Origin of the sequence: Sphingomonas sp. NFR04 (genome assembly GCF_900114095.1) — a bacterium.
Classification (GTDB): domain Bacteria; phylum Pseudomonadota; class Alphaproteobacteria; order Sphingomonadales; family Sphingomonadaceae; genus Sphingomonas.
Genome location: NZ_FORV01000001.1, coordinates 38,047 through 51,191 on the forward strand (window position 1 = coordinate 38,047; position 13,145 = coordinate 51,191).

Genomic DNA, 13,145 nt, shown 5'->3' on the forward strand with positions numbered 1-13,145 from the left:
ATGCCCCCTTCGACCGCCACCGCAAAACGCCGGAGCGCCCGTCGCACCCGCCCGGCCGGTGTGCCCTCGCCGACGATGTTCTTCCTGCAGCAGTTCCTCAAGCGCCCGGTAATGGTTGGCGCGGTCGCGCAATCTTCGGGGCGACTGATTCGCCGCATGCTGAGCAAGGTCGATTGGGCGAACACCAAGCTGTTCGTCGAATATGGCCCGGGCGTCGGCACTTTCAGCCGACCGATTCTCGAGCGCCTCGCGCCCGACGGCAAGCTGATCGTGATCGATACCAACCCCGATTTCATCCGCTATCTTCGCCAGTCGATCGACGATCCGCGCTTCGTCGCGGTGCTCGGTTCGGCATCGGATGTGCAGAAGATCGTGCGCGACAACGGCTTCGAGCAGGCCGACTATATCGCTTCGGGCCTGCCCTTCTCGACGCTGCCCGAGGGTGTCGGCGACGCGATCGCCAAGGCGACCCGCGACATCCTGCGACCGGGCGGCGCGTTCCTGGTCTACCAGTACAACCCCAATGTCCGGAACTTCCTGACGCCGCACTGGAACCATATCGAGCACGAGATGGAGTGGTGGAACATCCCGCCGGCCCAGCTCTGGTGGGCCTGGAAGGACTGAACCTTCGCACCAAACATGAAAAAAGGCGGCCATAGGGTTCCACGGCCGCCTTTTTCTTGATCGAAGCAGCGGGGCGGCGGCACGGCCGCCCCGGCTCGGCTCACCAGTTCCACATCGTCCCGTCTTCGAGGCGGGCGACCGGCAGATAGGCCGGCTTGTACGGATACTTGGCCGCCAATTCCTCGTCGATGTCGACGCCGTGGCCGGGGGCCTCGCCGCAGAACAGATAGCCCTTGTCGAAGCTGTAATCGTGCGGGAACACTGCGTCGGTCTCTTCGGAGTGGCGCATATATTCCTGGATGCCGAAGTTCGGGACCCAGGTGTCGAAGTGGAGCGCGCAGCCCATCGTCACCGGCGACAGGTCGGTCGCGCCGTGGCAGCCGGTGCGGACCTGGTAGAGGCTGGCTAGGTCGGCCAGGCGGCGCAGATGCGTCAGACCGCCGGCGCCGACCACGGTGGCGCGCAGATAGTCGATCAGCTGGTTCTGGATCAGGTCCTTGGCGTCCCAGATCGTGTTGAAGATCTCGCCCACCGCCAGCGGGGTGACGGTGTGCTGGCGGATCAGCTTGAACGCTTCCTGGTTCTCGGCCGGAGTCACGTCCTCGAGCCAGAACAGCTGGTAGGGCTCGAGCATCTTGCCGAGATTGGCGGCTTCCTGCGGGGTGTAGCGGTGGTGGCCGTCATGCAGCAGGTGATGGTCGAAGCCATAGGTCGCGCGCAGCTTCTCGAACAGCTTGGGCACATAGTTGAGCGCCTTGCGCGTATCCCAGCCGGTGACCGAGGGAAGCGCCGCATCGGCGGGCTCGTAATACATGGTGCCGCGGCCGACGCCGTACGCATCCTTGATGCCCGGCACGCCAGTCTGGGCGCGGATCGCCTTGTAGCCCAGGTCGATATATTTGCCGACGGCGTCGACGGTCTGCTCGATATCGGCGCCGTTGGCGTGGCCATAGACCATCACGCCGTCGCGGCTGCGGCCGCCGAGCAGCTGGTAGACCGGCATCCCGGCCATCTTGCCCTTGATGTCCCACAGCGCCATGTCGACCGCGGCGATCGCGCGCATCGTCACCGGGCCACGGCGCCAATAGGCACCGCGATAGAGATACTGCCAGATATCCTCGATCCGGCGCGGGTCCATCCCGATCAGGCACGGGATGACATGGTCTTCCAGATAGGAGACCACGGCCAGTTCGCGGCCGTTGAGCGTGCCGTCGCCGATGCCGTAGACGCCCTGATCGGTGTGGATCTTCAGCGTCACGAAATTGCGGCCGGGGCAGGTCACGATAACCTTGGCCGAAACGATCTTCATCGAGCTACCTCTATAGGCTGTTTGTTGCCGCTGGCCTGACCAATCCGCGCGCCTATGTCAAGAGATTGGCCAGACCTCCGGTGCATACCCTAGGCCGCCCAGATTGAAATTTTCGTCAACGCCAAGAGGTATGTCCCGGCTCAAAATGCCGGCTTGCCAAACACCTGCCGCGTCACCGGGTGGCTGCTGCTGAGGCCGCCATCCACCGCAATCGCCTGGCCGTTGACATAGCTGGCCGCATCGGAGGCGAGGAACAGCGCCACCTGGGCAATCTCTTCGGGCCGCCCGGCGCGGCGCAGCGGATTGAGCTGTCCGAGCCTCTCCTCCTTGCCCTGCTCGCGGGCATAGTCGAACGCCCGCTGGGTCATGCCGGTCTCGATCAGCCCCGGGCAGATCGCATTGACCCGCACGCCGGAGGTGGCGAGCTGCTGCGCCGCGGTCTGCACCAGGTTGATCACCCCGGCCTTGGACGCCGAATAGGGCGTGCCGCCTGCGCCTGAGCGAAGCCCGGCAACGCTTGCCGTGCACAGGATCGCCCCGCCGCCTCTCTCCACAATGCGCGGCGCCGCGTGCTTGATGGCAAGCGCAGGGCCGATGAGATTGACCCGTAGCACTTCCGCCCAAAGTGCTACGTCGGCGTCAAAAATACCCGCAGTGCCGCCGGAGATACCGGCATTGGCGTAGAAGATGTCGATCCCGCTGAACTGCTCACATGCAGTCTCAACAAGGCGCTGCACATCGCATTCTTCGCCTGCATCCATCTCGATCGCCAACGCGCCGCCGAGACCTGCAATAGTCTCGTGAACGCCAGCGTCGCGATCCGCCGCCACCACCTTCGCCCCCTGTGCGGCAAACGCCCGCACCGTCGCCCGACCGATGCCTGACGCAGCACCCGTCACCACCGCCACCTTGCCGGTGAAATCGAACCCGCTGCTCATGCCCCTGCCCTTTGCGCGAAATGCCAGGCCGCCGACGCCAATCCGGGCAAGCGCTCGACCGTCTTCGCCGCCTGCGCGCTCGACGCATTGCCGTCGAGCATCCGCTTCTTGATGCCCTGGACGATGCCCGTCAGGCGGAACAGGTTGTAGGCGAAATACCAGTCGAGATCGGGCACGCCGTCCTGCCCGGTCGCGGCGCAGTAGCGCGCGACCATGTCCTCGATCGTCGGGATGCCCGTTTCCGGCCCCGCCAGCCCCTTCACGCCCGATCGGCCTTCCGGCTCGGTCACCCAGTTCATCAGGAAATAGGAGAAATCGGCGAGCGGATCGCCGAGCGTAGACAATTCCCAGTCGAGCACCGCCAGCACCTGCGGGCGATCGGCGGCGAAGATCATGTTGTCGATGCGATAATCGCCATGGACGATGCTCGTCCGGGTCTGCGGCGGAACGGTGCGCGGCAGGAACTCGATCAGCGCCTCCACCTCGGGCAGGTCGTCGGTCTGGCTGGCGCGATACTGCCGCGTCCAGCGCTCGACCTGGCGGGCGAAATAATTGCCCGGCTTGCCATAGTCGCCGAGGCCGACGGTCTGCGGGTCGATCCGGTGGAGTGCCGCGAGCGTATCGACAATCGCCTCGTAGATGGCGGTGCGCTCGGCCGGCGCCATGTCCGGCAGCGAGCCGTCCCAGAAGGTGCGACCCTCGACCATCTCCATCAGGTAGAAGGGTGCACCGATCACCTGCCGGTCCTCGCACAGCGCATAAGGCCGCGCGACCGGAAAGCCTGTAGGATGCAGCGCGGCGATCAGCCGATATTCGCGCTCGACGGCATGGGCAGAAGGCAGGATCGTGCCGAATGGCTTGCGTCTGAGCACATAGGCTCCGCTAGCGCTTTCAACACGATAGGTCGGGTTGCTCTGTCCGCCCGGGAACTTCGTGATGGTGACTGGTCCGGCAAATCCGGGGATCTGCGCGGTCGCCCAGGTAGCGAGGCGGGTTTCGTCGAGGTCGCTCATGCGAAGGTGATCACGGAGCGGACGCTCGTGCCCTGTCGCAGCTTTTCCAGCGCTTCGTTGACCTGCGGCAGCTGGATGCGCTCGGCGACCAGCGTGTCGAGGTCGAGCTTGCCGTCGAGATAGAGCTGCACCAGCCGCGGCATGTCGATCGGGAAGCGCGTGCTGCCGAGCAGCGAGCCCTGGATCTTCTTGCCGGTCAGGAAGGTGTGGCCCGGCAGACTAACGCTCTGCCCCGGTGCGATCATGCCGAGGATCGTCGCGGTGCCGCCACGCCGCAAAATCTGCCAGGCGAGTTCCGCCGTCGCGGGCCGGCCGACCGCTTCGATCGCATAGTGCACCCCACCGCCGGTCAGCGCGAGCACCTGCTTGGCGATGCCCTCCTCGGTGGGATCAAGCGTGTGCGTCGCGCCCATCTTCTCGGCAAGCGCCCGCTTCTCGGGCACCGGGTCGAGCGCGAGGATCTGCCCGGCGCCGGCGATCCTGGCGGCGTTGATCGCGGCGAGCCCGATCCCGCCCGCGCCGATCACCGCGACGCTCTCGCCCGGCCGCAGCCGGCTGTCGTTGAAGATCGAGCCCGCGCCGGTGATCACCGCGCAGCCGAGCAGTGCGGCCCGGTCCAGCGGCATGTCCTTGGCTATCGCGACACAGGCATTTTCGTGCACCAGCATCATTTCGGCGAAGGCGGAGAGGTTGAGGAACGGCGCGAGCGGCCTGCCATCGGCCAGCTTCAGCCGCGGCTCGGCGTCGGCGGGCCGCCGTGTCGAGGGATCGACGCAGAGCGAGGGCCGGCCGGTCACGCAATATTCGCACGACCCGCAAAAGGCGGTGAGGAAGGTGATGACATGGTCGCCGGGCCGCAGATGGGCGACATCCGAGCCGACCGCCTCCACCACCCCCGCCGCCTCATGCCCCGGCACGGTCGGCACCGGGTGCGGGAAGGCGCCGTCGACGAAGTGGAGATCGGAACGGCACACGCCCACCGCAGCGGTGCGGATCAGTACCTCGCGTGGGCCGGGCTTCGAGACTTGCACCTCCTCAATCGCGAGCGGGGTCTTGGCCTCGAACAGGACGGCTGCTTTCATCGCCCCCTCCTACCGGCTCACGCCGAGATCGCGGGACGAGGCACGATCCGCCTTGAACTCGGCATATTTCCCGAACTCGGCGCGGGCGATCGCGCGGGCATGGACCTCGTCCGGGCCGTCGGCGAGCCGCAGCGTGCGGACGCTGCCCCAATTATGCGCGAGGTCGAAATCGTCGCTCACCCCTGCCCCGCCATGCGCCTGGATGGCGTCGTCGAGGATCTGCAGCGCCATGGCGGGCGCTTGCACCTTGATCATCGCGATCTCGAGTTGGGCGGCCTTGTTGCCGGCCTTGTCCATCATGTCCGCCGCCTTGAGGCAGAGCAGCCGCGTCATTTCGATGTCGATCCGCGCGCGGGCGATGCGCTGCTCCCAGATCGAATGGTCGGAGATACGCTTGCCGAAGGCGACGCGGCTGACGAGGCGCTTGGCCATCGCGCCGATCGCCTCCTCCGCCACCCCGATCGTGCGCATGCAATGGTGGATACGGCCGGGCCCGAGCCGGCCCTGCGCGATCTCGAACCCGCGGCCTTCGCCGAGCAGCAGATTGTCCGCTGGCACCCGCACGTCGCGGAGCACGATCGCGGCATGGCCGTGGGGCGCGTGATCATACCCGAAAACCGAAAGCATCCGCTCGATGGTAACGCCGGGGGTGTCGAGCGGCACCAGAATCATGCTCTGCTGGGCATGTTTCGCCGCGCCAAAATCGGTCTTGCCCATCAGGATGGCGATCTTGCAGCGCGGATCGCCCGCCCCCGAGGACCACCATTTGCGCCCGTTGATCACATAGTGATCGCCGTCGCGCTCGATCCGCGTCTCGATATTGGTGGCGTCGGACGAGGCGACCGCCGGCTCGGTCATCAGGAAGGCCGAGCGGATCTCGCCGCGCATCAGCGGGGCCAGCCAGGCATCTTTCTGCGCCCGCGTGCCGTAGCGGTGGAGCACTTCCATGTTGCCGGTATCGGGCGCCGAGCAGTTGAACACCTCCGACGCCCAGCCAACCCGACCCATCTCCTCGGCGCACAGCGCATATTCCAGATTGGTGAGCTGCTCGCCCTCGAAGACGAAGCTGTCGTCGACATGCGCGCGGCCGGACTGGGGTGGCATGAAAAAATTCCACAGCCCCGCCGCCTTGGCGCGGCCCTTCACCGCCTCCAGCACCGGATTGACCGACCAGCGCTCGCCCGCAGCAGCCGCGGCGCGATATTCGGCCTCGCGCGGGCGGATCTCGGCGTCCATGAAGGCCTTCACCCGGTCGCGGAAATGGGTTTCGCGCGCGTTCAGCGTGAAGTCCATGGCATCGCTCTCCTGTCGTTCTTTGGAGCGAGCCTAACCCGTACCCGATATTCGGTAAAGGGTGGCTACCGATGAAATTCCCGCATACCGACATCAAAAAACCATTTGGGCGCGCCACGGAAACGGCTAAGCTGAGGGGATGCAATCGCCGCCCAAGACCGAGACCACCAACACCAAGCGGTTCCAGGCCAAGCGCGACGCCATCCTGGCCGCCGCCGCCGCCGCGATCAACGAGCAGAGCGCGAAGGGCATGACCTTCGCCGATGTCGCGCGGCGGGTGGGGCTCAACACCACCTCGGTCACCTATTATTTCAAGCGCAAGGAAGACCTCGCCGCCGCCGCGTTCGAGCAGACGCTCGCCTGGCTGCACGACATTCTCGACCAGGCGCTCGCCGAACCCACGCCCGAGGCGCGCGTCGCACGGTTCCTCAGCATCAACATGGAGCGGCTGGCGCGGATCGGCCGGGGCGAGGAACAGGCCGTGGCGATGCTGTCCGACCTGCGCGCGATGGAGGAGCCGCTCAAGGGCAAGCTGCTCACCGGCTGGCGCAACGTGTTCCGCAAGACGCGCAGCCTCTGGGGCAGCGACGGCAATCGCGCCGAGACCGATCTGCGCGGCGCCCGCGCACATGTGCTGCTCGAGAACAGCTTCTGGCTGAACGCCTGGATCACCCGCTACGAGATCGACGAATATCCGCGCGTCGAGGCGCGGCTGATGGACGTGTTCCGCCACGGCATCGCCGCACCCGGCCAAAGCTGGGCGCCCGAATTGTTCGAACTGGTCCATGACGAGCCCGAGCCCGGCCGCGAGGCCTTCCTGCTCGCCGCCACCCGGCTGATCAACGAGCTCGGCTATCGCGGCGCCTCGGTGCAGCGGATAGCCTCGGAGCTCAACGTCACCAAGGGTAGCTTCTACCACCATCTCGACGCCAAGGACGATCTGGTGATCGCCTGCTACAAGCGCAGCTTCGACATCCTCGCCGATGCGCAGCGGCTGGCCGAGGGCCATGCCGGCAGCCAGTGGCAGCGGATCGAGAGCACGCTGGCGACGCTGCTCGACTATCAGTTTTCCGAGCGCGGCCCGCTGCTGCGCACGACCGCGCTGTCCGGCCTGCCCCCGCATGTCCGCAACACGATGCTCGACCGCTCGAACCGGATCGCGCGACGCTTCGCCGGCATGCTGTCGGACGGTATCGCCGAGGGGACGATCCGGCCGATCGATCCGCTGGTCGCCAGCCAGGCGCTGATGGCGCTGCAGAATGCGGCGTTCGACATGCGCAAATGGGCGGGCACGATGCCGCGCGAGCGGGCGGTGGCCTTCTATGCCTCCACCCTCGCCTATGGCCTGTTCGACGATCGCGGGCTGGAGGGCTGACCGCCCGTCAGAGGTGCTTCTTGTCCAGCTTGCGGGCCAGGGTGCGCCGGTGCAGCCCCAGCCGCCGCGCCGCTTCGGAGAGGTTGTAGTTGGTGTCCGCCAGCGTCTGGTGGATATGCTCCCATTCCAGCGTCTTGATCGAGGTCGGCCGCGCCTTGAGCTCGGTATCGACATCGCCGTCGACGCGGTCGAATGCCGCTTCGATATCGTCGGTGTTCGCCGGCTTCATCAGATAGTTGGTGGCACCCAGCTTCACCGCCTCCACCGCCGTGCTGATGCTGGCGAAGCCGGTCAGCACCACAATCCGCATTTCGGGATCGATCTCGTGGAGCTGCTTGACGCAGATCAGCCCCGAACTGCCGCCGAGCCGCAGGTCCACCACGGCGCGATCGGGGGCGAACTCCCGCGCGAGCGGCTCTAGATCCTCAGGGCCGTTGCGCACCTCGACCGTATAACCGCGCCGCTCGAACGAACGCCCGAGGGTGCGGGCAAACACCGCATCGTCTTCGATGATCAAGAGCTTGTGCGCGGTCATTCGCCTTCATCCTCAAGTGCGAGCGCCGCCTGCGGCACGCGGAGCAGCACCTCGGCGCCGCCCGCTTCGCAGTTGCGCGCGGTCAGCGTGCCGCCCAGCGTCCGTAGCACATTGTGGGTCAGGAACAGCCCCAGACCGGCGCCCTGCTTGCCCTTGCTGCTGTTATAAGGGTCGCCGATGCGCGGCAGGATCTCGTCGGGAAAGCCGCGGCCATCGTCGCGGACGGACAGGACCAGCGCCTCGTCCTGCTGCCCGACCGACAGCCGGATCCGAGTCGCCCCGGCCTCCACGGCATTGTCGAGCAGGTTCACGATCGACTGGCCGAGCGCGCGATCCGCGACGATCGGCAGATCGCTGCCGAGGCGATAGTCCAAGATCACGCTATCGTTGCGCGGCCAAGCCTCCACCAAGCCGGTGACGAAGCGGCGCAGCGTCGTACGCTCGGGCGCCTCGCCGCTGATCTCGCCGGCTGCGAACAGGATGCCGGCGACGATCGCCTTGCAGCGCGCCACCTCGGCCTGCATGTCGGCCACTTCGGCGCTGAGCTGCGGGTCCTTGGCGATCTTCCGGTCCGCGCGCCAATCGCCCAGCGCGACCGAGATCGAGGCGAGCGGCGTGCCCAGTTCATGCGCGGCCCCGCTGGCGAGCAGACCCATGCGGACGATATGCTCCTCCTCCGCGGCGCGCTGGCGCAGCTCGGCAAGGCGTGCGTCGCGATCACGGAGGTTGCGGGCGATCCGCGTGACGAACTGAACGATCAGCGTCGCGGTGAGCGTATAGTTGAACCACAGCGCGAACAGGAACGCGCCCGACAGCGACGTCGACAGCATCGGCGGCAGCGACAGCGGCCGATGCACCACGGCCAAAAAGGCGAAGGCGGCGCTTGTGAGAAATACCAGCGCCCAGCTGGAGGCAGTCTCCAGCAGCACCGCGCCCAGCACCACCTGCAGCAGATAGAGCGAAACGAAGGGATTGGTCGCACCGCCGCTGAGGTAGAGCAGAACGGTAAGGCACATCACGTCGACCAGCAGCCCGGCCATCACCTGCGCGTTGGTCGCGGGGCGGAGCGCGCGCGCCGGGTACATCGCCAGGTTGAGCGAGACCAGCACGCCCACCGTGACGAGCATCGGCACCAGCGGCAGGCGCACGTCGAAAAACAGGTGGACGCCGAGGATCGTGGTCAGCTGACCGGCAACCGCCAGCCAGCGCAGCTGGACCAGCAGCAACAGGTTGCGGCGGGCGGCGTCCTCCGGCGTCGCCGTGGTCATGCGTCTCCGCGCCCGCGCCATGCCCGCCAGGCAAACCAGGCGGTCAGCAAGGCGAGGCCGAACCAGGTCAGTGCGTAGACGAGATGGTTGTTGGTGAAGCGGACGACGGTCATGCCGCCGCGCGGCCACCCGTCGCCACTGCGATCGGCATCGATGAAATAGGGCGCGAGCTGCGGCAGCCCCTGCCCCATCGCAGCCACGTCACGCGAATACCAGCGATTGGCGGCGGGATCGTTGGAACGGAGGAAGCCGCCCTTGGGCTCACTCAGGCGGAGCAGGCCGGTGATGCTGACCGGCTTCACGCTGGTGGTGATGCAATCGGGCAGCTGCTGGCCCTCGGGCAGGAAGCCGCGATTGACGAAGACGGTGAAGCCGCGTGCGGTGACCAGCGGGGTCATCACCCACTTGCCCGGCCCCAATTCGGTAACGGCCTGGGCCAGCTTGGTGCGGCAGGGAAGAAAGGTGCCGGAGACGCTGACCCGGCGATACGTCGCTTCGGCATTCACACCCGGCCATTCGGCGGGCCCGGGGGCGGGAACCGGCGCCATGGCCAGCCCCCGCTCTACCCGGTCGATCAGTGCCAGCTTCCAGGCGCGCCGCTCGACCTGCCAGATGCCGAGGCCGAGGAGGATGGCGATCATCGGCAGCAGCGCGATCGCCATCCAGTTGCGGGAAGCCGGCCGGCTCACATGCCGGCGCCGGAAGCCATCCCGGGCATCATGTTGAGGTTCATGTTGAACATCACCCAAAGCGAGCCCGCGAGCGCGATGACGATGATGATGATCGTGAACACCAGCGCCATCAGGGTCCAGCCCTGCTCCGACTTGCTGTTCATGTGGAGGAAGTAGATCATGTGGACGACGATCTGCACCATCGCCAGCGCCGCGCAGATCGCCACCGCCACGCGGGTGTCGGCAATCCAGCCGCCCATCACGATCCCGAAGGGGATCGCGGTGAGGACGACCGAGAGCAGGAAGCCGGTGATGTAGCCGCCGCGGGTCGAGTGCGGCGCGTCGTGGCCATGGTCATGCCCGTGGGCGTGCCCATGGGCGTGGGTGTGGGTGTCCGCGCTCATCGCATGGCTCCAAACAGGTATACGAATGTGAACACGCCGATCCAGATCACGTCAAGGAAGTGCCAGAACAGCGACAGGCACTGCAGGCGACGGACATTGGCCGGGATCAGGCCCTTGCGGCCGATCTGCACCATCAGCGTGAACAGCCAGATCAGGCCGAACGTGACGTGCAGGCCGTGGGTGCCCACCAGGGTGAAGAAGGAGGAGAGAAACGCCGAGCGCCACGGACCCGCACCTTCATGGATGAGGTTCGAGAACTCGTAGAGCTCGATGCCGAGGAAGGCGGCGCCGAACAGTGCGGTCAGCAGCAGCCAAGCCTGGACGGCACCCTTGCGCTGTTCCTGCATGGCGATCATCGCGAAGCCATAGGTGATCGACGAGAACAGCAGCATCGCCGTGTTCACCGCCACCAGCGGCAGCTCGAACAGCTCGTGGGAGGTGGGGCCTCCCGCATAGCTGGTGCCATAGACGCCCCATGCCGCGAACAGCATCGCGAAGATGAGGCAGTCGCTCATCAGGTACATCCAGAAGCCGAGCAGCGTGCTGCCGCCGGGTTCGTGATGCTCCTCCTCGAGCTGGTAGAAGACGGGCGTGTCGCCCGTCGGTACGGTCGTGGCGCTCATCGCGTCAGGCTCCATGGCGCGCGAGCACCGTGGTGCGCGCATTCTCGGTTTCGGTCACTTCTTCCGCAGAGATGTAGAAGTCGCGATCATAGTTGAAAGTATGGGTGATCGCCGTGACGAGCAGGCCCAGGAACGATGCGGCCGCGAGCCACCAGATGTACCAGATCATCGCGAAGCCGAACGCCAGCGAGAAGCCCGCCAGGACGATACCAGCCCAGGTGTTCTTCGGCATGTGGATCGGCAGATAGCCGGAGACCGGACGCACCGCGCCGCGCGACTTCATGTCATACCAGGCATCCAGGTCGTGGATGACCGGCGAGAACGCAAAGTTGTAGGCCGGCGGCGGCGACGAGGTCGCCCATTCCAGCGTACGTGCGTTCCAGGGGTCGCCGGTCTCGTCGCGCAGCGCCTCGCGGTTGCGGATGCTGACGAATATCTGGAGCAGGAAGGCGGCGATGCCGACCGCGATGATCGCGGCGCCGATCGCGGCGACCACGAACCAGATCTGCAGGCTCGGATCGTCGAAGTGGCGCAGGCGACGCGTCACGCCCATCAGGCCCAGGACATAGAGCGGCGTGAAGGCGACCCAGAAGCCGACGACCCAGCACCAGAAGGAGACCAGGCCCCATTTCTTGTCGAGCTTGAAGCCGAAGGCCTTGGGCCACCAGTAGTTGATGCCCGCGAACATGCCGAACAGCACGCCGCCGATGATCACGTTGTGGAAGTGCGCGACTAGGAACAGCGAGTTGTGCAGGACGAAGTCGGCCGGGGGCACCGCCAGCATCACGCCGGTCATGCCGCCGATCACGAAGGTCAGCATGAACGCGATGGTCCACATCATCGGCAGTTCGAAGCGGATGCGGCCCTTGTACATGGTGAACAGCCAGTTGAAGATCTTGGCACCTGTCGGGATCGAGATGATCATCGTGGTGATGCCGAAGAAGCTGTTCACGCTCGCGCCCGAGCCCATCGTGAAGAAGTGATGGAGCCAGACGAGGTAGGACAAAATGGTGATGACCAGCACGGCGTAGACCATCGAGGTGTAGCCGAACAGGCGCTTGCTCGAGAAGGTGGAGGTAACTTCAGAGAAGACGCCGAATGCGGGCAGGATCAGGATGTAGACCTCCGGGTGGCCCCAGATCCAGATCATGTTCACGTACATCATCGGGTTGCCGCCGGCGGTGTTCGTGAAGAAGTGCGTGCCGACATAGCGGTCGAGGCTGAGCATCGCCAGCACCGCGGTCAGCACCGGGAAGGCAGCGACGATCAGGATGTTGGTAGCAAGCGCGGTCCAGGTGAAGATCGGCATTTTCATCAGGCCCATGCCCGGCGCGCGCATCTTGACGATGGTGGCGACCAGGTTGACGCCCGAGAGCAGCGTGCCGACACCCGCGATCTGCAGGGCCCAGACATAATAGTCGACGCCCACGTCCGGCGAATAGTCGAGGCCCGACAGCGGCGCCATCGCCAGCCAGCCGGTCCGCGCGAACTCGCCGATGAAGAGGCTCGCCATCACCAGCGCCGCACCCGCCGCCGTCATCCAGAAGCTGAAATTGTTCAGGAACGGGAAGCTGACGTCGCGCGCGCCGATCTGCAGCGGCACGACGAAGTTCATCAGGCCGGTGACGAAGGGCATCGCCACGAAGAAGATCATGATCACGCCGTGGGCGGTGAACACTTGATCATAGTGATGCGCGTTGAGATAGCCCTCGTTGGCGCCGAACGCCATCGCCTGCTGGCCGCGCATCATGATCGCGTCGGCGAAGCCGCGCAGCAGCATCACCAGGCCCAGCACCATGTACATGATACCGATGCGCTTGTGGTCGACGGTGGTGAACCACTCCTTCCAGAGATAGCCCCACAGGCGGAAATAGGTCAGCGCGCCGAGAAGCGCGATGCCGCCGAGCGCCACGCCACAGAAGGTGGCGACGACGATCGGCTCGTGGATCGGCAGGCTCTCGATCGAGAGCCGGCCGAAGATCATCTTCAAAGTGTCAGACATGGCAGTGC

13 protein-coding genes are annotated in these 13,145 nt (G+C 65.9%); 2 read left to right on the forward strand and 11 right to left on the reverse strand.

Annotation, left to right across the window (positions count from 1 at the left end):
* Positions 1–624: a class I SAM-dependent methyltransferase gene (locus BM009_RS00195; RefSeq protein ID WP_093292582.1), complete on the forward strand. Its 624-nt coding sequence runs from the start codon at positions 1–3 to the stop codon at positions 622–624.
* A gap of 100 nt (positions 625–724) precedes the next feature.
* On the opposite strand, the gene manD is transcribed toward BM009_RS00195, so the two are convergent.
* The 5 genes from manD to BM009_RS00220 all read right to left on the reverse strand — a co-directional run bounded on the left by manD (position 725) and on the right by BM009_RS00220 (position 6,259).
* On the reverse strand, positions 725–1,933 hold the full coding sequence (gene manD, locus BM009_RS00200) for a D-mannonate dehydratase ManD (RefSeq protein WP_093292584.1): 1,209 nt from the start codon (positions 1,931–1,933) through the stop codon (positions 725–727).
* Between the two features lie 140 nt (positions 1,934–2,073).
* Positions 2,074–2,871, reverse strand: coding sequence for an SDR family NAD(P)-dependent oxidoreductase (locus BM009_RS00205; RefSeq protein WP_093292586.1), 798 nt, complete (start codon positions 2,869–2,871; stop codon positions 2,074–2,076).
* The gene (locus BM009_RS00210; RefSeq protein ID WP_093292588.1) at positions 2,868–3,884 is read right to left on the reverse strand and encodes a phosphotransferase family protein; all 1,017 of its coding nucleotides are present in this window, start codon (positions 3,882–3,884) and stop codon (positions 2,868–2,870) included. The genes BM009_RS00205 and BM009_RS00210 overlap by 4 nt, the downstream gene beginning before the upstream one ends.
* Complete coding sequence (locus BM009_RS00215; RefSeq protein ID WP_093292590.1) at positions 3,881–4,966, reverse strand: Zn-dependent alcohol dehydrogenase; 1,086 nt, start codon at positions 4,964–4,966, stop codon at positions 3,881–3,883. Before BM009_RS00215 ends, BM009_RS00210 begins: the two co-directional genes overlap by 4 nt.
* A 9-nt stretch (positions 4,967–4,975) precedes the next feature.
* Entirely contained in the window at positions 4,976–6,259 is a 1,284-nt protein-coding gene (locus BM009_RS00220; RefSeq protein ID WP_093292592.1) for an acyl-CoA dehydrogenase family protein, read from the reverse strand.
* Between the two features lie 139 nt (positions 6,260–6,398).
* On the opposite strand from BM009_RS00220, the gene BM009_RS00225 reads away from it, so the two are divergent.
* Positions 6,399–7,634: a TetR/AcrR family transcriptional regulator gene (locus tag BM009_RS00225; RefSeq protein ID WP_093292594.1), complete on the forward strand. Its 1,236-nt coding sequence runs from the start codon at positions 6,399–6,401 to the stop codon at positions 7,632–7,634.
* Positions 7,635–7,641: 7 nt separating this feature from the next.
* Here the strand turns inward: BM009_RS00225 and BM009_RS00230 are convergent, their stop codons facing one another.
* Genes BM009_RS00230 through cyoB form a run of 6 tightly spaced genes read right to left on the reverse strand, consistent with a single transcriptional unit; the run spans position 7,642 to position 13,137 of the window.
* Positions 7,642–8,169, reverse strand: a complete 528-nt coding sequence (locus BM009_RS00230; RefSeq protein WP_093292596.1) for a response regulator transcription factor — start codon at positions 8,167–8,169, stop codon at positions 7,642–7,644.
* Entirely contained in the window at positions 8,166–9,437 is a 1,272-nt protein-coding gene (locus tag BM009_RS00235) for an ATP-binding protein (protein WP_093292598.1), read from the reverse strand. Before BM009_RS00235 ends, BM009_RS00230 begins: the two co-directional genes overlap by 4 nt.
* Positions 9,434–10,099 (reverse strand): SURF1 family protein, encoded by a 666-nt coding sequence (locus BM009_RS00240; protein ID WP_093292600.1) that lies wholly within the window; start codon positions 10,097–10,099, stop codon positions 9,434–9,436. The genes BM009_RS00235 and BM009_RS00240 overlap by 4 nt, the downstream gene beginning before the upstream one ends.
* Before the next feature lie 23 nt (positions 10,100–10,122).
* Positions 10,123–10,512 carry a cytochrome o ubiquinol oxidase subunit IV gene (gene cyoD / locus BM009_RS00245; protein ID WP_093292602.1) on the reverse strand — a complete coding sequence of 130 codons (390 nt, stop codon included), beginning with the start codon at positions 10,510–10,512 and terminating at the stop codon, positions 10,123–10,125.
* A complete protein-coding gene (cyoC, locus tag BM009_RS00250; RefSeq protein ID WP_093294520.1) occupies positions 10,509–11,135 on the reverse strand; it encodes a cytochrome o ubiquinol oxidase subunit III in 627 nt (208 codons plus the stop codon). The genes cyoD and cyoC overlap by 4 nt, the downstream gene beginning before the upstream one ends.
* Positions 11,136–11,139: 4 nt before the next feature.
* Entirely contained in the window at positions 11,140–13,137 is a 1,998-nt protein-coding gene (gene cyoB, locus BM009_RS00255) for a cytochrome o ubiquinol oxidase subunit I (RefSeq protein ID WP_093292604.1), read from the reverse strand.
* Positions 13,138–13,145 lie beyond the last annotated feature (8 nt).

What these genes read in the sequence shown, in the direction of transcription:
- BM009_RS00195 (WP_093292582.1), top strand. Translation starts at nt 1, where the DNA reads ATGCCCCCTTCGACCGCCACCGCAAAACGCCGGAGCGCCCGTCGCACC.
- manD (WP_093292584.1), bottom strand. Translation starts at nt 1,933, where the DNA reads ATGAAGATCGTTTCGGCCAAGGTTATCGTGACCTGCCCCGGCCGCAAT.
- BM009_RS00205 (WP_093292586.1), bottom strand. Translation starts at nt 2,871, where the DNA reads ATGAGCAGCGGGTTCGATTTCACCGGCAAGGTGGCGGTGGTGACGGGT.
- BM009_RS00210 (WP_093292588.1), bottom strand. Translation starts at nt 3,884, where the DNA reads ATGAGCGACCTCGACGAAACCCGCCTCGCTACCTGGGCGACCGCGCAG.
- BM009_RS00215 (WP_093292590.1), bottom strand. Translation starts at nt 4,966, where the DNA reads ATGAAAGCAGCCGTCCTGTTCGAGGCCAAGACCCCGCTCGCGATTGAG.
- BM009_RS00220 (WP_093292592.1), bottom strand. Translation starts at nt 6,259, where the DNA reads ATGGACTTCACGCTGAACGCGCGCGAAACCCATTTCCGCGACCGGGTG.
- BM009_RS00225 (WP_093292594.1), top strand. Translation starts at nt 6,399, where the DNA reads ATGCAATCGCCGCCCAAGACCGAGACCACCAACACCAAGCGGTTCCAG.
- BM009_RS00230 (WP_093292596.1), bottom strand. Translation starts at nt 8,169, where the DNA reads ATGACCGCGCACAAGCTCTTGATCATCGAAGACGATGCGGTGTTTGCC.
- BM009_RS00235 (WP_093292598.1), bottom strand. Translation starts at nt 9,437, where the DNA reads ATGACCACGGCGACGCCGGAGGACGCCGCCCGCCGCAACCTGTTGCTG.
- BM009_RS00240 (WP_093292600.1), bottom strand. Translation starts at nt 10,099, where the DNA reads ATGGCGATCGCGCTGCTGCCGATGATCGCCATCCTCCTCGGCCTCGGC.
- cyoD (WP_093292602.1), bottom strand. Translation starts at nt 10,512, where the DNA reads ATGAGCGCGGACACCCACACCCACGCCCATGGGCACGCCCACGGGCAT.
- cyoC (WP_093294520.1), bottom strand. Translation starts at nt 11,135, where the DNA reads ATGAGCGCCACGACCGTACCGACGGGCGACACGCCCGTCTTCTACCAG.
- cyoB (WP_093292604.1), bottom strand. Translation starts at nt 13,137, where the DNA reads ATGTCTGACACTTTGAAGATGATCTTCGGCCGGCTCTCGATCGAGAGC.